This is a genomic window from Vibrio sp. 10N.261.51.F11 (assembly GCF_041471665.1).
Taxonomy (GTDB): Bacteria; Pseudomonadota; Gammaproteobacteria; order Enterobacterales; family Vibrionaceae; genus Vibrio; species Vibrio crassostreae_C.
This window is the reverse complement of record NZ_JBFROW010000035.1, coordinates 57759-80473: the sequence shown is the minus strand read 5'-3', so window position 1 is coordinate 80473 and position 22715 is coordinate 57759. Positions and strand designations below refer to the sequence as shown.

Here is a 22715-nt window from a genome sequence, read left to right as displayed (position 1 = left end):
AGCCCACAATCACGTAGGTTCGCTAGCAACAGATCTTAAAATGCCCCATTAGATGAGGCACTTAAATTTAAAACTCTGACTAACCTTTCAAGCGGTTCTCTAAGAACGGGACTAATTCCGTATGTGCATGTTTCAATAGTGCCTCAGTTGAATCCCAATTGATACACGCGTCGGTAATAGAAACGCCGTATTTCATCTCATTGAGAGGTATATCCGAAGATTGGTTTCCTTCGTTAATATGGCTTTCAATCATAAGGCCGATAATCGATTTGTTGCCTTCACGAATTTGGTGAATCACATCTTCTGCAACTAAAGGTTGGCGACGGAAATCTTTACGAGAGTTCGCGTGGCTACAGTCGACCATTAGCGCTGCCTCTAAGCCAGATTTACCCAGCTCTTGCTCACATTCGTGTACCGATACTGAATCGTAGTTCGTCTGCTTACCGCCACGTAAAATCACGTGACCATTTGGGTTACCTTGCGTTGTTAGTAGTGCAACTTGACCTTCGCGGCTGATACCCATGAAACGGTGGCTAGAAGAAGCCGCCTGCATTGCGTTGATTGCAGTGCCTAGGTTGCCATCGGTGCCGTTTTTAAAACCGATTGGCATTGAAAGACCACTTGCCATCTCACGGTGAGTTTGAGATTCAGTCGTACGAGCGCCAATAGCCGCCCAGCTGAAGGTATCTGCTAGGTATTGCGGGCTAATTGGGTCTAATGCTTCAGTCGCTAGTGGGATTTCCATCTCAGCGAGTTCAACAAGTAGTTCACGACCAACATGCAGACCATGCTCAATATCGAAAGTGCCGTCTAGATGTGGGTCATTGATCAAACCTTTCCAACCGACAGTGGTACGAGGTTTCTCAAAGTAAACACGCATAACAATATACAGTTGATCGCTAAGTTGCTCAGATAAGGCTTTTAGGCGTTTCGCGTACTCTTTCGCAGCTTCAATGTCATGGATAGAACATGGGCCACATACAACAAGCATGCGATGATCTTTCTTATGAATGATGTTTGCGATAGTTTGACGAGACTCTTGAATGAAACGACGAGCATTATCACTCAAAGGCAGTTTTGCTTTTAACTCCTCAGGAGTAATCAGTACCTGTTCGTCGATGATATTGACATTGCTTAATTCACTTTTCTGCATAACTCAACCTGTATATTTATTTTTACACCCAACATTTCCATTTGGGCTAACAATCTTTAAAAACACAATAACAGCTAAAAAAACGATTGCAAGTGTAAACAATAAAAAACATTAACTGTAAATTTTATCTTACATATTGAATTTAGCTCACTCTAAGAGATAAATAGGTTTAAACCATGGATCACACATACAAAAAAGGCGATATTTATCATATCGCCTTATCTAAAATTATTATGTGTTTGTTTATCACTCACTGCCTAGCATTCGCTTAATCGTCTCTGAGGTCTCTTTCCACCTAGCATCCGAGTGAAGTGTCGACAAATCAAAGCTGTGTTTTTTAAGCAATGAGTTGGCTAAAGGCACCTCTTGAATCGCTAAGTTATCCAGAGCTTCAATTTGTGCATCTCGTTTATTACACATCAACACCATGTCACAACCTGCATTCAAGGCCGCTTTCGCTCTGTCGGCTGGTCCACCCATTATGGCAGCGCCTTCCATCGTTAAATCATCAGAGAACACCAAGCCTTTAAACCCAAGCTGCTGCTTCAATACTTTCTGCAGCCAATACTGTGAACCGCTCGCAGGTTGATCATCATAGTGAGAGAAAACCACGTGAGCTGGCATCATGGCATCCAATATTCCAGCTTCAATTTGCGCCTTGAAGATTGCCATGTCTGTTTCAAAGATGTCGTCTCTAGGGTCATATGGCGTCTCTAAGTGTGAGTCAGCAATCACGCCACCGTGTCCAGGGAAGTGCTTGCCTGTCGTCGCCATGCCAACCGACTTCATGCCTTTGATGAAAGCGCTGCTATGACGAACAATAGTATCAATATCTTCGCCAAACGCTCGGCTACCAATCGCTTTACAGTCATGGCCTTTGTCTAATACTGGCGCAAAGCTCAGATCGATATCGTGGGCAATCAATTCTGCCGCCATCAGCCAGCCAGCCTGTTCTGCTAAATGTTCACCGTTATTCTTAGTCGCGAATTCTTGAGCAGCTGGGATAATTGAAAAGCCATCGCGGAAGCGCTGAACTCGACCACCTTCTTGGTCAACACCAATCAAAATAGGACGTTTCGCTACCTTACGAATTTCTTTGTTTAACGCCGATAACTGTTTGCTATCGTGGTAGTTTCGAGCAAATAAGATGAGACCACCAACAGTTGGGTGCTCTAAAATTTCTCTGTCTTCAGCTGTCAGCTCGTAGCCTGCAACATCAACCCACAACGGTCCCATATTTATCCCTTATTAAACCTAATTTCATAAACTTCCCGAGATTATTCTCTTTAAATTTGCTTTACAATGTTTTTAAACCAATCTGTGGAAGACTTTAAGAATGCAGTGCAATAGCTTAGAAATGGATCATAAAGAACTGTATATCGGTGTGATGTCAGGGACGAGTATGGACGGTGTTGATACTGCCTTAGTGTCGATTGAAGATACGCGCATCACATTGCTTGCTCATGATGAGTTCCCAATGCCTGACGACCTCAAAGCGCGTCTGCTTGAAGTTTGTATTGGTCAGAAAACCGATTTAATTGCCATTGGAGAACTCGACCACCAGCTTGGCCATCTGTTTGGCGATGCGGTTTTGCAACTTCTCGAAAAGTCAGGTACACCTGCATCTTCTGTGACTGCGATTGGTAATCATGGTCAAACGGTATTCCACCAGCCAAGCGGCGAATCTCCATTTACCATGCAGTTGGGTGATGCCAACATCATTGCCGCTAAAACACAGATTCAAACGGTTGCCGATTTCAGGCGTAAAGACATGGCATTAGGCGGACAAGGTGCGCCATTAGTCCCTGCCTTCCACCATACTATTTTCCAGCCACAAGACAGCTCAGTTGTGGTGTTGAATATTGGTGGTATCTCGAATATTTCAGTGCTGCGCCCTAATCAGCCAACACTTGGTTATGATACTGGCCCGGGCAATATGTTGATGGACGCTTGGGTTGATAAACACACGGGTGAGAAGTTTGACCGTGATGCGCAATTTGCGCTTAAAGGTCAGCTCAATCAAGCCTTTCTCGAACAGTTGTTAAATGAATCTTATCTATCTCAAATACCACCGAAAAGTACTGGTAGAGAACTGTTTAATCTACCGTGGCTAGAGCAACAATTAACAGAATTTAAAGATCTTGCAGCAGAAGATGTTCAGCGCACACTTTGTGAATACACCGCATTGACGATAGCCAATGAAGTGGAGACTTATCGCTTGGGTGACCAGCCTGCACTGTATGTGTGTGGCGGTGGTACACGAAATCCATTGTTGATGAAGAGGCTGTCTGAACTGCTTCCAAGTTGGGAGGTTGACTCAACCACCAGTAAAGGCGTGGACGCCGATTACATGGAAGCGATGGCTTTTGCGTGGCTTGCTCAACGTCATATTCATCAACTGCCAAGCAATTTACCAGAAGTGACTGGCGCAAGCAGAGCGGCCTCTCTAGGCGTTCTCTATCGTGCTGACTAAACAACTTTAGAACCATCATTTTAGAATCACCATTTAAGGATCATTATGAGTAACGACGCTCTCATATCAGCGCTCTCGCACCTCGTTTCGGAGGGGAGAAACCCTGACACTATGGATATTGATCTGCTCACCTCTCTCGAAGTGGTTGAAAAGATTAACCAACAAGACAAGCAAGTCCCGCTGGCGATTGAAGCGGAACTGCCACAGATCGCGAAAGCGGTCGATAAAATTGCTCATGTCTTTCAAAACGGTGGTCGACTGATTTATATGGGCGCAGGCACCAGTGGTCGATTAGGTGTGTTAGACGCCTCAGAATGCCCACCGACTTTCGGTGTTTCGGACAAAATGGTTATCGGCTTAATTGCAGGCGGACCAGAGGCGATTTTAAAAGCCAAAGAAGGTGCAGAAGACTCGCTAACTCTCGGCATTGAAGATCTGAAAGCGATTCAGTTTTCAGAAAATGATGTCGTGGTAGGTATTGCTGCGAGCGGTCGCACACCTTACGTGATTGGTGCACTCAACTATGCCAATCAGCTTGGTGCAGTAACGGTTGCATTATCTTGTAACCCTGACTCTCCAATTGCTGAAATCGCTCAAATCGCAATTAGCCCGGTGGTTGGCCCAGAAGCATTGACTGGTTCAACACGACTCAAATCAGGTACAGCACAAAAGCTGGTGCTTAATATGCTGACCACTGCCAGCATGATTCGCATTGGTAAGAGCTACCAAAACCTTATGGTCGACGTAAAAGCGACCAATGAAAAGTTGGTTGCCCGCGCCGCTCGTATCGTTATCCAAGCAACGGAGTGCGATAAAGCACTGGCGGTGTCGACACTTAAAGCGACTGATTACGATGTGAAGTTATCTATTTTGATGATTCTAACAGGGCTAGATTTAGAGTTAGCCAAGGCTCAGCTTGATAAGCAAAATGGCTTCTTGAGAAAAGCCGTCGAGAATAATCAGTAATCTTAATTTGGCTTGTAGCTTCTCATTTAGACAGCTACTTCAACGACATACAAAAAGACCAGCACACACGCGGTACTGGTCTTTTTTTAGTTTTAATTTTTTATGGCTAGCTTGGGCTTAATAGTCGTTTGAGAACTCGTCCCAGCCGCGTTGCCATTCCATACGGAAACGTTGAGCGTCTTCCGTACCAGAACACACGCCTTCATACACCTGACCAGATAAACCAATCTGATAAGCATGGTTCGGATTACAATATTCAGTCACACCTAGGTGATAACCTTCTGTGTAACTCGCTTGATCGACTGCGCCAAGCTCAGTCATCTCTGAATACGAACGCTGAGTGTGGCCTTTGATACCATCACGATAGCCAATCTCTTGCCAATTGCCTTCAGCTGCTAAATCTTGAACATTGGCGCTGCATCCTGCAAGGCTAAATGCCACGGCGAATAGTACGATTATTTTTTTCATTTCAATCCTTTATATTGTTACTTCACCACTTTCTGACGAAGCGCTGCCTTTGTGGTGATTCTCCGCTGAACGCCTATCGATGTCCACTTATTGTCTAATGTTCGCCACTTTAGGTTCATTCCGACCACTCAGAATCAATAGTCGCCGTTAAGCCAACTCAAACAACCTCTCTATAGAGCTAATAGGCCTCTCGATAGAAATATCGGCCACTCATCACAGTGAACAAACCACTAAATCAGTTATAACACCGCTAAATTGGCTATTCGACCACTCACTCTCGTAGCGGAAGTTTCTTCTCATCGACTCCTTTAATATACACCCTGACTTAATTAATACATTCAGGGATAACAAATTATGATGTGGTTTCTTACCTGTGTCGCAGCACTCATTGGTGGCTACTTTATTTACGGTACCTTTATCGAGAAGATTTTCGGTATCAATGAAAAACGCCAAACACCTGCTCACACTAAGCAAGATGGCGTGGACTACGTTCCAATGTCGACACCAAAGGTTTACCTAGTTCAGCTGCTTAACATCGCAGGTGTAGGTCCAATCTTCGGCCCTATCATGGGTGCCCTTTATGGTCCAGCAGCAATGCTTTGGATCGTTCTAGGTTGTATCTTCGCAGGTGCAGTACACGACTACTTCTCAGGTATGTTATCTATCCGTAATGGCGGAGCTTCGGTTCCAACCATCACTGGACGTTACCTAGGCAATGGCGCAAAACACTTTATGAACATCTTTGCCATTGTTCTACTGCTTCTTGTTGGTGTGGTATTCGTATCTGCTCCAGCAGGTATGATCACTAACCTAGTGAACGACCAAACTGATTTCGCGATGTCTGCAACTACGATGGTTGTTATCATCTTTGCTTACTACATCATCGCAACGATTGTCCCTGTCGATAAAATCATTGGTCGCTTCTACCCACTGTTCGGTGCACTGCTTATCTTTATGTCTGTTGGCCTAATCACTGCGATTGGTCTATCTGACGAACACCAAATCATGGGGGGCTTTGAGATCAGCGACATGTTCACCAACATGAACCCGAATGACCTACCACTTTGGCCTGCTCTCTTCATCACTATCGCATGTGGTGCTATCTCTGGCTTCCACGCCACTCAGTCTCCTCTGATGGCGCGTTGTATGGAAAACGAGAAGAACGGTCGCTTCGTATTCTACGGCGCAATGATTGGTGAAGGCATCATCGCTCTAATCTGGTGTGCACTTGCTCTGTCTTTCTTCGGTTCGGTTGAGTCTCTGTCTGACGCAATTGCAAACGGCGGCCCAGGTAACGTAGTATACAGCGCTTCATTTGGTCTACTGGGTGTATTTGGCGGTATCCTTGCTTTCCTTGGCGTGGTTATCCTGCCTATCACTTCTGGTGATACAGCGTTCCGTTCAAGCCGTCTTATCCTTGCTGAATACTTCAACATGGAACAGAAGACACTGCGTAACCGCCTATTGATGGCTCTACCACTGTTCGTTATCGGTGGCATCCTGACTCAAGTAGACTTCGGCATCATCTGGCGCTACTTCGGTTTTGCTAACCAATCAACAGCAGTCATGATGCTATGGACAGCTTCGGCTTACCTACTTCGTCACAATAAACTGCACTGGGTAACAACGGTTCCAGCAGTGTTCATGACATCTGTGTGTATCACATTCATCCTGAACAACAGTCAACTGGGCTTTGGTCTACCAATGCAGCTTTCAACCATCATCGGCGTGGTGAGTGCATTCGGAATTGCAGCTTACGTTATCAAAATTTCAAAAGGCAAAGGCGATATCGACCTTGCTGATGAAGAAGAAAAAGAAGCAAAAGGCGTCACCAAAACCGCCTAGTTCTTTCAGACTCTTGATAACAAGAGACACGTCTTCATAGAGAGACAAAAGAACAAGCCAAACACACTTCGCTTGCTCCCGTAATCACCCAGTGATTCGTGGAACCTAAGACTAAAGCCCGTCCTCTGTGATGGGCTTTACTGTATCTCAGTATTGGTACATCAACATTAGTACATCAATATTGGTATCTCCGCCTGACAAGCAATCGCAACTCGATATAACCAATGAAAACACAAGCAAAGCTACCGTTACTACGCAATGAGCTTTACACTTAACCAGCGTCTCAATAGGTGAAAATATGGAACTCATTCTCTCTCTGCTGCAACAAACCTGTGTCTACTTAGTGATTGCTTACATGCTAAGTAAAACTCCATTGATTCTCCCTTTGTTGAGCATCTCTTCACGCTTAAGTCATAAAATAAGCTGCTACGTTCTGTTTTCCCTATTCTGTATTATGGGTACCTATTTCGGACTGCAGATTAATGACGCCATCGCCAACACTCGTGCGATGGGTGCGGTAATGGGTGGTCTATTTGGCGGCCCTGTCGTTGGCTTTGCCGTCGGTTTTACTGGCGGTATCCATCGTTACTCTTTGGGTGGATTCACCGATCTAGCTTGCGCGATTTCAACCACAGCAGAAGGCTTGATTGGTGGCCTGCTGCATGTGTACTTAGTCAGAAAGAACAAAGCCAGTCAGCTGTTTAATCCGCTGGTAGTGTTCTCTGTCACCCTATTTGCAGAAATTATTCAAATGTTGATTCTGCTCGCAGTCGCCAAACCATTTGAGCAGTCCTACGCGCTTGTTTCCGATATTGCCGCGCCAATGATCATTGCCAACTCTGTGGGTGCAGCACTGTTCATGAGCATCATCCAAGATCGGAAAACCATCTTCGAGAAGTATTCGGCAACTTTCTCACGCCGCGCATTAACCATCGCCGAGCGTTCAGTGGGTATTTTACATGGAGGATTCAATTCGGATAATGCGCAAAAAATCGTGCGGATCATTTACGAAGAGACTAACGTTGGTGCGGTGGCGATCACCGACCGAGAAAAAATCCTCGCGTTCATCGGCATTGGTGACGAACACCATATTCCGAACACGCCGATTTCATCGCAGAGCACGCTCACTTCGATGGAAAAGAACGACATCATCTACCTTGACGGTAAAGAGAATCCATACCAATGTTCTCTATCTCAAGATTGTAAGTTGGGCTCTGCACTAATCATTCCACTGCGTGCTGGTAACGAAGTCGTCGGCACCATCAAACTGTATGAGCCAAAGCTGAAGCTATTCTCGACCATTAATATGTCGATGGCAGAGGGTATCGCTCAACTACTGTCGAGTCAGATCCTGTTCAGCAACTATCAGCAGCAGCAAACGTTACTCACCCAAGCAGAGATCAAGCTGTTGCACGCTCAGGTTAACCCGCACTTCTTGTTCAATGCGCTCAACACCATTAGTGCTGTTACACGCCGTGACCCTGATAAAGCACGAGAGCTTATTCAGCACCTGTCTCACTTCTTTAGAAGCAACCTTAAGCAGAACATCAACACCGTGAAACTCAAAGATGAACTGGCACACGTCAATGCGTACCTCACCATAGAGAAAGCACGCTTTACCGATCGACTAGAAGTGGAATGGGATATCGACCCGCAGTTATATGAATCTCAATTGCCGAGCTTTACCCTGCAACCGCTGGTAGAAAACGCCATCAAACATGGTATTTCAAACATGCTAGAAGGCGGCACAGTGAAGATCTACAGCGAGGCTTTCCAAGGTGGATTCAAACTGATCGTCGAAGACAATGCAGGCAACTATCAGAAACCATCTCAAGATCATGTCGGATTAGGTATGGAGATTGTTGATAAACGACTCACTAATTTCTTTGGACAAGACTCAGCACTAAAAATAGAATCTCAACCACAGCAATTTACTCGAATGAGCTTTATCATACCTATACTAAAATAACGGTCTTTTCGCAGGTGATAGCTTCTCGGTAAGCATATTTAAAAGACATATATAGAAAACAAGCAGGGATAGTAACAAGATGAAGATTGTAGGATGTTAAAAGCACTAGTTGTCGATGATGAGCTTTTTGCTCGCGAAGAGCTGATTGAGCTGCTGACCGAAACCGGAGAAGTGGAAATCATAGGCCAAGCGAGTAACGCGATCGAAGGACTGAAACAGATCAACCTACTCAAGCCTGATGTCGTGTATTTGGATATCCAAATGCCGCAGGTTACTGGGATTGAGCTGTTAAGCATGCTTGACCCAGATACCATGCCCTACGTGGTATTCGTCACCGCCTACGATCAATATGCGATTCAAGCCTTTGAAGACAATGCCTTTGACTACCTACTCAAACCCGTCGAACCTTGTCGATTAAACAAGAGTGTTTGCCGTCTGAATAAGGTCATCAAGCAGAATCAGAAAGCGCCAGCACAAGACATCTCTGCGATTGCTCCCTGCCACTTAGAGCAGATTCCGTGTATTGGTCATAACCGCATTGTGATCATGGCAAGCCAAACGGTTGAATGCGCCTATTCTGATATCAGTGGCGTGCATGTTCGTAGCTCATCACAAACAGCAACCTCGCAACTAACCCTGAAGATCTTGGAAGAAAAGACCGATTTGATCCGCTGCCATCGACAATATTTGATCAACATAAAATCGATCCAAGAGATCAAGTTACTAGAGAATGGATTAGCCGAGATCATCACACTGACGGGCTTTGAAGTCCCGGTGAGTCGTCGCTATCTCAAGACGTTAAAAGAGCAACTCGGTCTCCAGTAACGCGTTAGAATTAGACGCCTTGTTCCAAAGCACGATCAAAAAAGCCAACGTATCAACGTTGGCTTCCTGCTGTTTACAAATCAATAGTGTTTGCAAATCGATAGTGTTACGCATCGATCTTGTCACCAATCAATAGAGATTAGTCGACTTGCTTAATCTGTAGCTCTTTTGGTACTTCAAAGAACATGTTCTCTTCACGACCTTGAATCTCTTCAACGTCAGTCGCACCTAGCTCACGAATACGATCTAGAATTTGGTTTACCAGCTCTTCAGGAGCAGAAGCACCGGCTGTTACACCGATTTTCTTTTTCCCTTCAACCCACTCGGTTTGAATGTCTTCAGGACAGTCAGTTAGGTAGCCTGGTGTGCCTAGTTTCTCAGCTAGCTCTTTTAGACGAGTTGAATTCGATGAGTTCTTAGAACCAACCACTATCACCACATCAACGTCATTCGCCATCTCACGCACAGCGTCTTGACGGTTTTGAGTCGCGTAACAGATGTCGTCTTTACGTGGGCCTTGAATCTCAGGGAACACTCGACGTAGCTCTTCAATCACATCTGCAGTTTCATCTACTGATAGCGTAGTTTGGCTAACATAGTGCAGGTTACTTGGATCATTCACCACGAGGTTCTGTACGTCCTCTGGTCTTTCAACCAAGTACATACCACCAGTTTGGCTCGCGTACTGACCCATAGTGCCTTCCACTTCAGGGTGACCTGCGTGGCCAATCAGTACCACTTCCATATGTTTGCGGCTCGCACGAGCAACCTCCATATGAACTTTAGTCACCAAAGGACACGTCGCATCAAATACCGTTAACTCACGCTCTTTCGCTTCTTTACGAACCGCTTGAGAAACACCGTGAGCCGAAAAGATCACGATGTTGTCGTCTGGCACCTCACTCAGTTCTTCGACAAAAATAGCACCACGCTGCTTGAGCCCCTCAACAACAAAGCGGTTGTGTACCACTTCATGGCGAACATAGATCGGTGGCTGATACATTTCGAGTGCACGCTCTACGATGCTGATCGCACGATCGACACCGGCACAAAAGCCACGAGGGTTAGCTAACATTATTTTCATTTCATTGCTCATCATTTACCGCGGTACTAAGGTTGCTTCTATAGAGTTCGCCGTCAGCGAGGTTCGCATTCTACAGTGAAGCGTCTAGACAGTGAAGCTCTGGGTGAGATCACAGCTGTAAGGCTATCTTATTCTAGCGTGAAGACAGCTATTCTAACGTTAAGAGAGTTATTCTACCGTTAAGATATTGACGTCAAAGCTAACGTCTTGACCAGCGAGTGGGTGATTAAAATCAACCGTCACTGAATCACCTGCGATCTCAGTAATAATACCTGGAATTTCCATACCGTCAGGACCTGAAAATGCCATGATAGTGCCCACTTCAACTTCAGAGTCGCCAACAAACTTAGCACGATCCATATAGTGAATATGATCTGGGTTTGGCATACCAAACGCGTCTTCCGCCTTCAGTTCGATAGACTTTTCAGTGCCGGCTTCAAGTCCAAGTAAGCACGCTTCAAAGTTCTCACTTAGGCTGCCATCACCCATGACGAACTTCGCTGGTTTGCCCATGTTCTCCGTACTATCGGCAACTGAACCATCCTTCATTTTAATCGTAAAATGTAGAGTTACTGCTGAATCATTTTTAATTGCTGCCACGTTACTTTCCTTAGACTTATTTATTATTTGAGGATGCGCTGTGCTTTGCTTCCTTGTTGACTGAAGCATAAAAAAAAGCGCCGTCGGAATCAACCGACAGCGCTTAGGGCTATTCTATTCTGTGAGTCATAGACTGACTTTGAAGCAAGCTATTTGCTTTCGTCTTTCTTACGGAAACCATCTAAGATGATCATCGCAGCACCGATACAGATTCCCATATCCGCTAAGTTAAATGCAGGCCAGTGGTAAGTGCCCCAGTAGAAGTCTAAGTAATCGACAACAAAGCCATGTACGACTCGGTCAAACACATTACCTACTGCACCACCAATGATGATCGCATAAGCAATGTTATTCCACTTCTCTGTTGCTGGTAGTTTGCTCATCCAGTACGTCAGCATACCTGTTACCGCAAATGCGATACCCGTAAATAACCAACGCTGCCAACCACTTTGATCACTCAAGAAGCTAAACGCTGCACCGTAATTATGCACGTACAAAAAGTTAAAGAATGGCAGCACCTCAATACGGTTTGCCCAACCATAACCCATATTGTCCATGACAAAGAGTTTAATGCCGATATCAGCCAAGAAGACCAATAGAGCCAGCCATAACCAACGTACACCAGATTGTTTTAACGAAACTTCACTCATTTCTATTCCTAGTATTTACGAAGTTGGTATTCATTGTTAGTCACCTTACGTGACCTTGATTACCAACTTGGTTAAACACATTTCCTATAACTAAAAATAACCCCAGTTGATACTGGGGCTATGATTTTTACAAAAAGTTCAGTCTTTCTCTGAGTCGTTATGCGAACTTACGCACTTCGCCTTCACCGTCGATGTTCGACACACAACGACCACAAACTTTCTCGTGACCTTCGATAGTGCCTACATCTGGAGTGTGGTGCCAGCAACGGTCACACTTCTCAGCTTCAGTAGCCGCAACTTCAACGAATAGACCAGCAACGTCTGTCGCTTGCGCTGCATCAGACTTCTCGCTCAGTGGCTTAACAACAGCTGCAGAGGTGATAAGTACGAAACGTAGCTCATCTTCTAGCTTGTTGATTTTAGCCGCTAGTGCATCGTCAGCGTATAGAGTAACTTCAGCTTGCAGTGCACCACCGATCGTTTTCTCTTTACGAGCATCTTCAAGAAGCTTGTTCACTGCGCCACGAACAGACTGGATTTCAGTCCAGAATTCGTTGCTTAGCTCTTCGCCTTCTGCAAGACCAAATAGACCTTCGAACCACTCACCTGTGAATACGAACGTGTCGCGCTGCTCTCCAGTTGGTAAAGAGCTTGGCATTTCGTTCCAAATTTCATCTGCAGTGAACGACATGATAGGTGCCATCCAACGAACTAGAGCTTCTACGATGTAGTAAAGCGCAGTCTGACAGCTACGTTGAGCATGACTGCCCTGCTTCGCTGTGTACTGACGGTCTTTAATTACGTCTAGGTAGAAAGAACCCATTTCGATAGAACAGAACTGCATTAGACGCTGAGTTACACCGTGAGTGTTGTACTCGCCGTATGCTTTAACAATCTCTTCTTGTGCAGCTTGAGCACGGCCAACAGCCCAGCGATCAAGTGCAACCATCTCTTCAGCAGGAACTAGGTCAGTTTCAGGGTTGAAACCGTTCAAGTTCGCTAGGAAGAAACGAGCTGTGTTACGAATACGACGGTAAGCATCAGCTGAACGCTTCAGGATTTCATCAGAAACCGCAACTTCACCCGTGTAGTCTGTAGAAGCAACCCATAGACGCAGGATATCTGCACCTAGCTTGTTGGTTACGTCTTTAGGAGCAACAACGTTACCGATAGATTTAGACATCTTACGGCCGTTACCATCCACTACGAAACCGTGCGTTAGTACTTGCTTGTACGGTGCTTCGTCTTTCATCGCGATAGATGAAATTAGAGAAGACTGGAACCAGCCACGGTGTTGGTCTGAACCTTCAAGGTAAAGATCAGCACTGTGAGTGCGCTCTTCGTTCGGGAAGTTGTACTCTTCACGAGAATCAACAACAGAGAAGTGCGTAACACCTGAGTCGAACCATACGTCTAGCGTATCCATTACTTTTTCGTACTTATCAGCGTCTTCTGCGCCCATAAGTTCAGCAGCGTCTACATCCCACCAAGCTTGAATGCCTTTCTCTTCAACTAGCTTCGCAACTTTTTCAATAAGCGCTGGGCTTTCTGGGTGAAGTTCTGCTGTTTCTTTATGAACAAACAAAGCAATTGGCACACCCCAAGTACGTTGACGAGAGATACACCACTCAGGACGACCTTCAACCATGCCTTCGATACGGCTTTGACCCCATTCAGGCAACCACTCAACACTCTTGATTGACTCTAGTGCTTTAGCACGTAGGCCAGCTTGATCCATAGAGATGAACCATTGTGGTGTTGCGCGGAAGATGATTGGAGTTTTGTGTCTCCAACAGTGTGGGTAGCTGTGCTCGTAAGCGTGGTGATGCAGAAGTGCACCTTTCTCTTTTAGAACTTCTAAAACAGAGTCGTTCGCTTTGAATACGTGCTGACCAGCAAATAGCTCTGTATCTGGCAGGTAAACGCCGTTAGAACCAACTGGGTTAGCGATTTCTAGGTTGTACTTTTTACCAACCACGAAATCTTCTTGACCGTGACCAGGCGCAGTGTGAACCACACCAGTACCTGAATCTGTTGTTACGTGATCGCCAAGAACTGCAGGAACAGTAAAGTCGTAGAACGGGTGGTTGAACTGAGAAAGCTCAAGATCAGCACCTGTAGCAAAACCAAGGTTGTGGAAGTGCTCGATACCTGCACGATCCATTACGTCTTTTGCTAGTTCAGAAGCAACAACGATACGTTGAGCAGGCTGGTCGCCATTCGCTTCAACTTGGATAAGCACGTATTCAAGATCATCACGTAGACATACTGCGCGGTTAGCAGGCAGAGTCCATGGTGTTGTTGTCCAGATAACGATAGAAATTTCGCCTTGACCCGCATGACCTTCAGCTAGAGTAAATTTCTCTAGAAGCGCCGCTTCGTCAGCTGCTGTAAATTTCACATCGATAGATGGAGAAACTTTATCTTTGTATTCAACTTCAGCTTCAGCCAGAGCAGAACCACAATCAGTACACCAGTGAACGGGCTTGAAACCTTTAAGAAGGTGACCTTTGTCTGCGATTTTGCCAAGAGAACGAATGATGTTCGCTTCTGTGCCAAAATCCATAGTGCGATAAGGTTTGTCCCACTCGCCCATGATGCCAAGACGTTTGAAGCTTTCTTTCTGACCTTCAACTTGACCCGCAGCGTACTTTCGACACTCTTCGCGGAATTCAGCCGCCGAAATCTTCTGACCAGGCTTACCTTTCTTCTTCTCAACCATTAGCTCGATTGGAAGACCGTGACAGTCCCAACCAGGGATGTACGGAGCATCAAAACCAGAAAGGGTCTTAGATTTGATAATAATGTCTTTAAGAATCTTATTCAGCGCGTGGCCAATGTGAATGTCGCCGTTCGCGTATGGAGGGCCATCATGCAGCACGAAAGATTTTTTACCTTTCTTTGCCTTACGGATTTCGCCGTAAAGATCTTCTTTGTACCAACGCTTCAGCATTTCTGGTTCACGATTTGCCAGATTGCCGCGCATTGGGAACCCTGTTTCTGGTAAGTTCAGGGTATCTTTATAATCACTCATCGATTCTTAATTCCGTTATATTGGGCGAAGTTAGACATTATGTTAATCGGTGGAATCATCCGACTAATTCTTTAGCTGAAGCAGCCACACCCTTGCGGCTTCAGCATCCAATTCTATTTGATTCTTTAGTGCGTCGAACGATTCAAATTTTATCTCGTCGCGCAGTTTGTGCAAAAGTCGTACTTCTAACTGTTTACCATATAAATTGGCTTTAAAGTCAAAAAAGTGCACTTCTAATTGCTGCCTTACACCATTAACCGTTGGTCGTTGTCCAATATTAGCAACGCCACCGACAGGAACACCATCGATATCCAATGCTTCAACAACATACACTCCCGATACAGGAGAAACACAACGCTTTAATGGAATGTTAGCAGTAGGGAAACCGATAGTTCTCCCTAGTTTTCGACCATGGGACACTCGACCACTAATACTGTAATCACGTCCTAACATGGTAGCACTTGCAGCCAAGTCATCGACCGCTAATGCATTTCGTATCTCAGTACTGCTTACTCGTAATTGGTTTAAGCAATAGCTTTGGGTGCTGACCACCTCAAAACCGTACTTCTCGCCCGCCTCTTTGAGCATAGCGAAATTACCGGTACGACCTTTACCAAAGCAAAAATCGTCACCAACCACCAAGAACTTCACACCAAGCTTATCAACCAAAAGATCCTTAATGAATGCTTCCGCGGATAAACTTGCAAAATACTGATTAAAATTAACACACAATAAGCGACTGATATCTAGCTTACTCAGTTGCACGTATTTGTCTCGTAAACGAGTTAAACGTGCTGGCGCTCTATCTCGGGCAAACAGCTCCATAGGCTGCGGTTCAAACGTCATAACAACAGAAGGTAGCCCTAATGCTGCAGCTTGTTTAGAAACCTGACTCAAAACCTCTTGATGTCCTAAATGAACACCATCGAAGTTACCTATGGTTAATACACAGCCATGATGCTGCGCTTTAATATTGTGTATACCTCGGATCAGTTCCATTATGATCAGCTAAAACCTGTTATTTGCATCATTTATTGTGTGAAACCGACGGATTATATACTAATCAGTATTAATCTGTCGCTGCTTTTAAATGTTTTACTCGGATACCTAAAATCAGTACCGAAACAATATAAACAAAGCCACCAAGTCCAATCAAGCCAGTTAATGTCAGCGCTCTCTGGCTAAAGCTCCATTCAAGCCAATGTTGCATATTATCCAGCTGCCATAAAATAGCCGCTACCATCACCACACCTGAGATAATTAATTTGGCACTGAACAACAAGGTTGTCTTAGTTAATTGATACACACCCGCAAGGTGCAATCCTCGATATAACAAGGCCATATTCACAAAGGCAGACAGTGCCGTCGCAATCGCCAAACCCACATAGCCATAAAAATAAGCAAAGATCGCGTTAAACACCATATTGGTCACCATAGCGATAATGCCGTACTTAACCGGTGTTTTGGTATCTTGGCGAGAGTAATAGCCCGGAGCTAAAACTTTAATCAGCATGAAATTAAGCAAGCCTGATGCGTAAGCTACCAATGACATCGATGCTTGCTGTACATCGTGTGGAGAGAACTCACCACGCATAAATAGCACCATCAACATGGGTTTAGCTAAAACGATAAGACCTAACATCGCAGGAATACCAAGCAGCAACACCATGCGCACGCCCCAATCCATGGTATGCGCGAACCCTTCCCCTTGAGCATCTACGTGTTTACGAGACAAAGCAGGAAGAATCACAGTCGCAATCGCGATACCGAATAAACCGAGAGGAAATTCAAGCAGTCGGTCTGAGTAGTACAACCAACTGATAGAGCCTGTTGCGAGGAAGCTGGCAATAAAGGTATCAAACAATAAGTTGATTTGGCTGACCGATACACCGAACAGAGCAGGGATCATTAATGTGCGGATCTTAACCACACCCGGGTCTCTCCATCCCCACTTCGGCTTAACCAACACACCCGCTTTGATCAAGAAAGGCATTTGGAAAAGGAATTGGACTAAGCCACCAAGAAACACACCAATAGCCAAACCAATTTCTGGTTGTTCTAAATTAGGTGAGATAAACCATGCAGCGCCTATGATCATCACGTTCAAGAACACAGGAGTAAAAGAAGAGACCGCAAATTTACCTAATGTATTAAGAATGGCACCAGATAAAGCGACGAAGGTGATAAACCATAAATAAGGAAAGGTAATCTTGAGCATAAAGCTCGCTAGCTCAAATTTGGGTGCTGATGGGCCATCATTTAGCCAGTCGATAAACCAACCCGCACCAAACATCGCGGTGATCACGCCAGAGCCCAATACCCCGATGACGGTGACAATAGAAACTAAAACCCCGAGCGTCCCCGACACCTTAGCAATTAAATCTCGTGTCTTATCTTTATCACCTGCGGCGTGATATTCCGTTAATACAGGAACAAACGCTTGAGAAAACGCACCTTCTGCAAAAAGTCGACGTAAGAAATTAGGAATTTTATTAGCGAAGAAAAATACGTCGGCACTCGCTCCTGCCCCCATCAAATTTGCTACTACTACATCACGTACTAGCCCCAATACACGGGAAACAAAAGTCATTGCGCTGACAATCAGGCCTGACTTTAATAGTCGTTTACTCACAGAAACCTCTGACACTGGTTGATTACTTTCAAGCGAGGATAAATACTATCCTGTCCTAAGAAGCATATTTATTAGCATTGGTCTAAAAATGCTGTTAGAATCCCCGCCATCTTAACCGCGATGACCTTTCCATACCAAAGTTTGTTTGGCTACGATTGGTTTTTGCACAAATCATTTGACAATTAAGCGCTAATGAGGGATAGTCCTCGCCCTTAAATTGTCACCGAACTAAGTTTTTGGGAGTTAGACCCTTGGCAAACAGTAAATCTGCTAAGAAGCGCGCTATCCAAGCTGAGAAACGTCGCCAGCACAATGCTAGCCGTCGTTCTATGATGCGCACTTACATGAAAAAGACTATCGCAGCTATCGCAGCTGGTGATAAAGAAGCTGCAACTGCTGCTCTTGTAGAAGTTACACCACTTCTTGACCGTATGGCGACTAAAGGCCTTATTCATAAGAATAAAGCTGCACGTCATAAGTCTCGTTTCGCTGCTGCAATCAAAGCTCTTTAATAGAAATTTGATTACAACGCAAAACGAAAAAAACCGGCCTAGGCCGGTTTTTTTATATCTAAATTTTGAGTAACGCTTTTATTTTACGTGCTAACAGCCGTTTTTCTGACCGATAAACAATTTAAGCAGATAGATAAAACAAACAATCAGAAAAATAAATAGAGAAGCAAATTGGTACGTAGATAGATAGGTAAACACTAACGTTCAATGTGAAATGCTAACACTTCCTTGTGTCATTCTATCGCTGATAAGAAATCCCCCTCCCACCAGCAATAAGCTACTTGCAGTAAATACCATGCAGTAGGTTAATCATCGCTTTTACTTCTTCACTACTCAATGTGTAATACACAGTTTGAGCTTCTTTGCGAGTTTCGACCAAACCATCTCTTCTCAACCAAGCAAGATGTTGAGATAAAGCAGACTGACTCAGTTCCAACTTGCCACACAACTCCCCAACCGACAGTTCAGTGCCATGTAATAGGCACAAAATCTGTAAGCGACGCTCGTTAGCCATGGCTTTGAGTAGAATCACAGCTTGTGCTGAGTTCTTCTCCATCTCTTTTAAGTTCATAGTTTGGCTCCCTACAACCTTTACGCCAACTACGGGCTATCAGTATTTCCGGCATATTGCGGAGTTATGATAATCGATATCAATTCATTAACAAACTATCTCACTCGAACAATTTGCTAAAATCTGCGTCACATACGTTTTTTACTGCTGGATGTTGGATCATCCTCTCAGCAAATATGACGTAGTACTCCTCTTTTAACTCTTCAATACCGCCTAATAGTTGCAGTGATGTGTCGTCTTCCACTTCAGACATATAAATCGTCGGTGCTAAAAATATTACGTCATGATGGTAACGAGCAAAAGCCTTCATCAATGCGGCATCATCAAACTCACCTAAAATATCTGGCTTAAGCCCTTGTCTATCAAACCATTGCAGCACTTTACGACCCATTGAGGTTCGGCTGCCAGGGATCAAAAGCTTTCTTTGCTCCAATACAGCAGGGAAATTAACCCCTTCAACCTGACCTGAACTAAAAAAGCTCATTCCACTCTCACCCAGCTTTTTACTGAACAGGCCCGGGCTTTGACTAGAGTCCACCGGACAGTCAGACAAAATCATATCGAGCTTATGTTGAGAGAGTTGCTCAAGTAGCATTTCATGGGTCGATTCCAAACAGCGCAAGTGAATGCTGTTATCTGGAGGGATGGTCGACATCAGTATCTTACTGACGAGTCTTTTAGAGAGCGCATCCGCGACGCCAACATCAAACAGAATATTGGAGTGCTGGCTGTAATTCACGATGTCCAGCATCTCGTAACTCAGGCCAAACATACGATCGGCATATTTAAAGACCAGTTGCCCAAGCTCTGTAGGCTCAACACTTCGGCCATTACGCTTGGTCAACTTGCCATCCATGCGTTCTTCTAAGGCTTTTATCTGCCCCGTTACCGTTTGTGGTGTTAGGAATAGGGCTTCTGCAGCTTTAGTAACAGAGCCTTGCTTGCAAACCATCCAGAAGTAATACAGATGGTTGTAGTTGAGATGCGACATAGATGTGCCGTAATAAAAGAGTAGATACCCTTTTATATCAAATATGACACCGCCACTCAACAAACTCGAAAAAACCTAACCAAACATAGATTTACCACTTATTTTTTCGAAGTGTCTGATTTCATAATGTAATATTTCATCGATTATTTTCAATTTTTTCTAACTTTTAAGATCTATATCACCTATAGAATTTCCATTAAAAAACAATTTAAAACAACAACTTAAAACAACCACATTAGCAATTGGAATATTTAAAGAGTAAATCATCACAAAAAAGTCGCACCTAAACCAAAATGTAATATTACTGAAATATTTCCCCTCTAACATCACGCTCAGATTAAACAAACAGACCAAACACAGACTTAAACGGTCCAATGGAGAAAACATTATGAACCAAGCTACTACTGCAGCAGCGCCTATCTCGAGCACTACTCGTTGGCTACGCTGGGCTAACTTGGCATTCATGCTTTACCTACTATTACTTTCAGTTTCAATGGTTGGTACAGGCTTCAAATGGGCAACAGGCGAGCAAGCAAAGGTTCTTTTCGAATTTGCTTCACACCCAGTTGCAGGCTTAATGATTGGTTTAGTAGCAACAGCGCTTATTCAATCATCAAGTACAGTTACTTCAATTATCGTTGGCCTTGTGGCAGGTGGTTTACCTGTTGAGCTAGCAATTCCTATGATCATGGGTGCTAACATTGGTACTACGGTAACCAATACGCTAGTTAGCCTTGGTCACGTTCGTTGTAAAGAAGAGTTCAAACGTGCATTCGCAAGTGCGACAATCCACGACTTCTTTAACCTATTAGCCGTTGCTATCTTCCTACCACTAGAGATGGCGTTTGGAATTCTAGAGAAAATTTCTCACTGGTTAGTATCACCGATGCTAGCAACAGGTGATATGAGCATGGGTGGTCTTAACTTCATCAAGCCAATCACTAAGCCTGTTGTAAGTGCGATTAAAGAACCACTATCAACGTTTGGCGACACTGTTGGCGGCATCATGCTTATCGCTCTAGGTATCGCAACTATCTTCGTAGCTATTACTGTAATGGGTAAGCTGATGAAGAGCCTAATGGTTGGTCGTGCTCGTGAGATTCTAAAGAACGCAATCGGTCGTGGTCCAATCCACGGTATCGCTTCTGGCTCTATCGTGACTATCCTTGTTCAGTCTTCTTCTACGACAACAAGCTTGATGGTTCCACTAGTAGGTTCAGGTGTTCTTAAAGTACGTGACGTTTACCCATTCACTCTGGGTGCAAACATCGGTACATGTATTACGGCTCTACTTGCAGCTACAGCAGTGTCTGGTGAGTTCGCAGTATTCGCACTACAAATTGCTCTAGTACACTTGGTGTTCAACATCATGTCAACGGTATTCATCTTCGGTATCCCGTTCCTACGTGAACTTCCAGTTAAAGCGGCAGACATGATTTCAGACATGGCTGTGAAGAACAAAGCTGTAGTGGCTGGTTACCTTGTTGCGGTATTCCTTGTACTGCCTGGTAGCGTGTTAGCTCTTACCGCTTAATAGCAAAATAAACATCGCTTATAGCAAAGCCCGCTACCTCCTAGGTTGCGGGCTTTTTCTTTTTAAGAGCAGATACGGGATTCGGGTAAACGAGTAACGAAGAGCTAAAATCAAATTCGAGATATGAGTAAGCTTGTGACAAGAGCTGAAACTGATACGATATAAGAGTAAATCGGTAAGGTAAGCATTACTCACCAAAGAAGTCCGTTCTAGCTCTTCGTATCCCGCATCTCGTTTACCCGCATCTATATATTTCCGTCATTCCCTACAGCGAGGAACGAGCGTGATAGGAAATCCCACAAACACACCACGAAAGAGACTCCCAACTCCTTCCTTCGTCAGTCTAGGGAATGATGAATCGAAAAAAGATTCGAGATGCGTGTAAGCGAGTATCGAAGAGAAAGAGCCAATGCGCGTTGAGAGTATACGAGTAACATAAAGCATCACACAGCATATGATTTCTCTGCTCTTCGAATCTCGATTACTCGTCACTGTAACTTAGATACAAAAAAGGCTGCACAGAGGCAGCCTTTCAATCAAACAAAGCGAGTGAGATTAAACCGAGAATGGGTACTTAATCGCTTCGTGGCATTCGTAACCTTCAACCCAGAAGTCATCCATCGTTACCCATGTTTCCAAATCTTCTAGAGACTTAATCTGAGGATTGATATGGAATGTTGGGCCAGCTAACGGCTCACGCTTTAACTGGATATCACGCATAGGTGCAAGTTGATCTTCGTAAATATGAGCATTTACTAGCTTATGGTAAGCCACGCCAGCTTTCTTACCCGTGATTTGCGCCATGATAGCTAGGAAGACATACACTTGAACCATGTTGAAGTTCAGGCCTAGGGGTACATCGCAAGAGCGCTGAGTGCTGTTTAGGTACAGAGTATCACCAAGTAGTGAGAAGTGATGGCTGTACATACACGGACGCAAACATCCCATGTGGAACTCACCTGGGTTGTAGAAGTTTAAGATCTCGCCGCGGTCATCAATACCGTTAGTTAGATCATCAACAATCTTCTTCAGTTGGTCGATATGACCGCCGTCAGGTTTTGCCCATGCACGTCCTTGAACGCCATAAACACGGCCCATGTCATCTTCACCCTTGCGGTAAGGGTTATTCAGCCATGCTTCATTCAGGTTAGAATTCGCATCCCAAGTTTTAGTCCCTAGCTTACGAAAATCTTCAGCATTGTCGTAACCACGGATATAGCCAAGCAGCTCAGCAACTGCGGCTTTCCAAAAACTCTTACGCGTTGTTACCAGTGGGAATTGGTTATTACCAACATCATATTCAAGGTCAGCATTGATCACGGTTAGGCAACGCTTGCCCGTGCGTTCATTTTCAATCCAAGTACCGTCATCAACGATACGCTGACAGAGATCTAAATACTGTTTCACA

19 protein-coding genes are annotated in these 22715 nt (G+C 44.6%); 7 read left to right on the top strand and 12 right to left on the bottom strand.

The annotated features are described in order from the left end of the window. Window positions 1–79 precede the first annotated feature (79 nt). Both AB4351_RS12500 and nagZ read right to left on the bottom strand, forming a co-directional pair. Window positions 80–1153, bottom strand: a complete 1074-nt coding sequence (locus tag AB4351_RS12500; RefSeq protein WP_017059354.1) for a 3-deoxy-7-phosphoheptulonate synthase — start codon at window positions 1151–1153, stop codon at window positions 80–82. Window positions 1154–1399: 246 nt separating this feature from the next. Then, window positions 1400–2389: a beta-N-acetylhexosaminidase gene (gene nagZ, locus AB4351_RS12495; protein ID WP_017059353.1), complete on the bottom strand. Its 990-nt coding sequence runs from the start codon at window positions 2387–2389 to the stop codon at window positions 1400–1402. Window positions 2390–2510: 121 nt separating this feature from the next. Here nagZ and AB4351_RS12490 point away from each other — a divergent pair, with 121 nt between their 5' ends. After that, entirely contained in the window at window positions 2511–3626 is a 1116-nt protein-coding gene (locus tag AB4351_RS12490; RefSeq protein WP_372126161.1) for an anhydro-N-acetylmuramic acid kinase, read from the top strand. 45 nt (window positions 3627–3671) lie between these two features. Next, entirely contained in the window at window positions 3672–4592 is a 921-nt protein-coding gene (gene murQ / locus AB4351_RS12485) for an N-acetylmuramic acid 6-phosphate etherase (RefSeq protein ID WP_032545650.1), read from the top strand. Window positions 4593–4709: 117 nt separating this feature from the next. On the opposite strand, the gene AB4351_RS12480 is transcribed toward murQ, so the two are convergent. Next, a complete protein-coding gene (locus AB4351_RS12480) occupies window positions 4710–5060 on the bottom strand; it encodes a DUF2799 domain-containing protein (protein ID WP_017059350.1) in 351 nt (116 codons plus the stop codon). Window positions 5061–5414: 354 nt separating this feature from the next. Between AB4351_RS12480 and AB4351_RS12475 the strand changes: the two genes are divergently transcribed. The 3 genes from AB4351_RS12475 (at window position 5415) to btsR (ending at window position 9699) form a co-directional block, all read left to right on the top strand. Continuing rightward, window positions 5415–6905 carry a carbon starvation protein A gene (locus AB4351_RS12475; RefSeq protein WP_372074523.1) on the top strand — a complete coding sequence of 497 codons (1491 nt, stop codon included), beginning with the start codon at window positions 5415–5417 and terminating at the stop codon, window positions 6903–6905. 298 nt (window positions 6906–7203) lie between these two features. After that, a complete protein-coding gene (locus AB4351_RS12470; protein WP_372126160.1) occupies window positions 7204–8874 on the top strand; it encodes a LytS/YhcK type 5TM receptor domain-containing protein in 1671 nt (556 codons plus the stop codon). 93 nt (window positions 8875–8967) lie between these two features. Continuing rightward, window positions 8968–9699, top strand: coding sequence for a two-component system response regulator BtsR (gene btsR / locus AB4351_RS12465; RefSeq protein ID WP_017059347.1), 732 nt, complete (start codon window positions 8968–8970; stop codon window positions 9697–9699). Between the two features lie 139 nt (window positions 9700–9838). Here the strand turns inward: btsR and ispH are convergent, their stop codons facing one another. The 6 genes from ispH to murJ form a co-directional block, all read right to left on the bottom strand. After that, entirely contained in the window at window positions 9839–10795 is a 957-nt protein-coding gene (gene ispH, locus AB4351_RS12460; RefSeq protein WP_029235087.1) for a 4-hydroxy-3-methylbut-2-enyl diphosphate reductase, read from the bottom strand. Window positions 10796–10951: 156 nt separating this feature from the next. After that, window positions 10952–11383 carry an FKBP-type peptidyl-prolyl cis-trans isomerase gene (fkpB, locus tag AB4351_RS12455; protein ID WP_017059345.1) on the bottom strand — a complete coding sequence of 144 codons (432 nt, stop codon included), beginning with the start codon at window positions 11381–11383 and terminating at the stop codon, window positions 10952–10954. Between the two features lie 149 nt (window positions 11384–11532). Further along, window positions 11533–12033, bottom strand: a complete 501-nt coding sequence (lspA, locus tag AB4351_RS12450) for a signal peptidase II (protein WP_004739521.1) — start codon at window positions 12031–12033, stop codon at window positions 11533–11535. Between the two features lie 157 nt (window positions 12034–12190). Next, a complete protein-coding gene (ileS, locus tag AB4351_RS12445; protein WP_017059344.1) occupies window positions 12191–15067 on the bottom strand; it encodes an isoleucine--tRNA ligase in 2877 nt (958 codons plus the stop codon). A gap of 63 nt (window positions 15068–15130) precedes the next feature. Beyond that, window positions 15131–16066, bottom strand: a complete 936-nt coding sequence (gene ribF, locus AB4351_RS12440; protein WP_017062867.1) for a bifunctional riboflavin kinase/FAD synthetase — start codon at window positions 16064–16066, stop codon at window positions 15131–15133. Between the two features lie 70 nt (window positions 16067–16136). Then, on the bottom strand, window positions 16137–17699 hold the full coding sequence (murJ, locus tag AB4351_RS12435) for a murein biosynthesis integral membrane protein MurJ (protein WP_032545655.1): 1563 nt from the start codon (window positions 17697–17699) through the stop codon (window positions 16137–16139). Window positions 17700–17950: 251 nt separating this feature from the next. Between murJ and rpsT the strand changes: the two genes are divergently transcribed. Next, window positions 17951–18211: a 30S ribosomal protein S20 gene (rpsT, locus tag AB4351_RS12430; RefSeq protein ID WP_004739529.1), complete on the top strand. Its 261-nt coding sequence runs from the start codon at window positions 17951–17953 to the stop codon at window positions 18209–18211. A gap of 277 nt (window positions 18212–18488) precedes the next feature. Here the strand turns inward: rpsT and AB4351_RS12425 are convergent, their stop codons facing one another. Further along, the gene (locus AB4351_RS12425; RefSeq protein WP_004735028.1) at window positions 18489–18782 is read right to left on the bottom strand and encodes a metalloregulator ArsR/SmtB family transcription factor; all 294 of its coding nucleotides are present in this window, start codon (window positions 18780–18782) and stop codon (window positions 18489–18491) included. A gap of 100 nt (window positions 18783–18882) precedes the next feature. Further along, the gene (gene nhaR, locus AB4351_RS12420; protein ID WP_372126158.1) at window positions 18883–19773 is read right to left on the bottom strand and encodes a transcriptional activator NhaR; all 891 of its coding nucleotides are present in this window, start codon (window positions 19771–19773) and stop codon (window positions 18883–18885) included. 388 nt (window positions 19774–20161) lie between these two features. On the opposite strand from nhaR, the gene AB4351_RS12415 reads away from it, so the two are divergent. Beyond that, window positions 20162–21307, top strand: a complete 1146-nt coding sequence (locus tag AB4351_RS12415) for a Na/Pi symporter (protein WP_017059340.1) — start codon at window positions 20162–20164, stop codon at window positions 21305–21307. Window positions 21308–21862: 555 nt separating this feature from the next. Here the strand turns inward: AB4351_RS12415 and AB4351_RS12410 are convergent. Further along, window positions 21863–22714: a thymidylate synthase gene (locus AB4351_RS12410; RefSeq protein ID WP_017059339.1), complete on the bottom strand. Its 852-nt coding sequence runs from the start codon at window positions 22712–22714 to the stop codon at window positions 21863–21865. Window position 22715: the final 1 nt, after the last annotated feature.

Excerpts from the sequence above, each read along its gene's own strand:
- murQ (WP_032545650.1), top strand. The coding sequence starts at position 3,672 with ATGAGTAACGACGCTCTCATATCAGCGCTCTCGCACCTCGTTTCGGAG.
- ileS (WP_017059344.1), bottom strand. The coding sequence starts at position 15,067 with ATGAGTGATTATAAAGATACCCTGAACTTACCAGAAACAGGGTTCCCA.
- nagZ (WP_017059353.1), bottom strand. The coding sequence starts at position 2,389 with ATGGGACCGTTGTGGGTTGATGTTGCAGGCTACGAGCTGACAGCTGAA.
- ribF (WP_017062867.1), bottom strand. The coding sequence starts at position 16,066 with ATGGAACTGATCCGAGGTATACACAATATTAAAGCGCAGCATCATGGC.
- btsR (WP_017059347.1), top strand. The coding sequence starts at position 8,968 with ATGTTAAAAGCACTAGTTGTCGATGATGAGCTTTTTGCTCGCGAAGAG.
- AB4351_RS12425 (WP_004735028.1), bottom strand. The coding sequence starts at position 18,782 with ATGAACTTAAAAGAGATGGAGAAGAACTCAGCACAAGCTGTGATTCTA.
- AB4351_RS12475 (WP_372074523.1), top strand. The coding sequence starts at position 5,415 with ATGATGTGGTTTCTTACCTGTGTCGCAGCACTCATTGGTGGCTACTTT.
- AB4351_RS12480 (WP_017059350.1), bottom strand. The coding sequence starts at position 5,060 with ATGAAAAAAATAATCGTACTATTCGCCGTGGCATTTAGCCTTGCAGGA.
- AB4351_RS12490 (WP_372126161.1), top strand. The coding sequence starts at position 2,511 with ATGGATCATAAAGAACTGTATATCGGTGTGATGTCAGGGACGAGTATG.
- AB4351_RS12500 (WP_017059354.1), bottom strand. The coding sequence starts at position 1,153 with ATGCAGAAAAGTGAATTAAGCAATGTCAATATCATCGACGAACAGGTA.
- nhaR (WP_372126158.1), bottom strand. The coding sequence starts at position 19,773 with ATGTCGCATCTCAACTACAACCATCTGTATTACTTCTGGATGGTTTGC.
- AB4351_RS12470 (WP_372126160.1), top strand. The coding sequence starts at position 7,204 with ATGGAACTCATTCTCTCTCTGCTGCAACAAACCTGTGTCTACTTAGTG.
- AB4351_RS12415 (WP_017059340.1), top strand. The coding sequence starts at position 20,162 with ATGAACCAAGCTACTACTGCAGCAGCGCCTATCTCGAGCACTACTCGT.
- lspA (WP_004739521.1), bottom strand. The coding sequence starts at position 12,033 with ATGAGTGAAGTTTCGTTAAAACAATCTGGTGTACGTTGGTTATGGCTG.
- ispH (WP_029235087.1), bottom strand. The coding sequence starts at position 10,795 with ATGAGCAATGAAATGAAAATAATGTTAGCTAACCCTCGTGGCTTTTGT.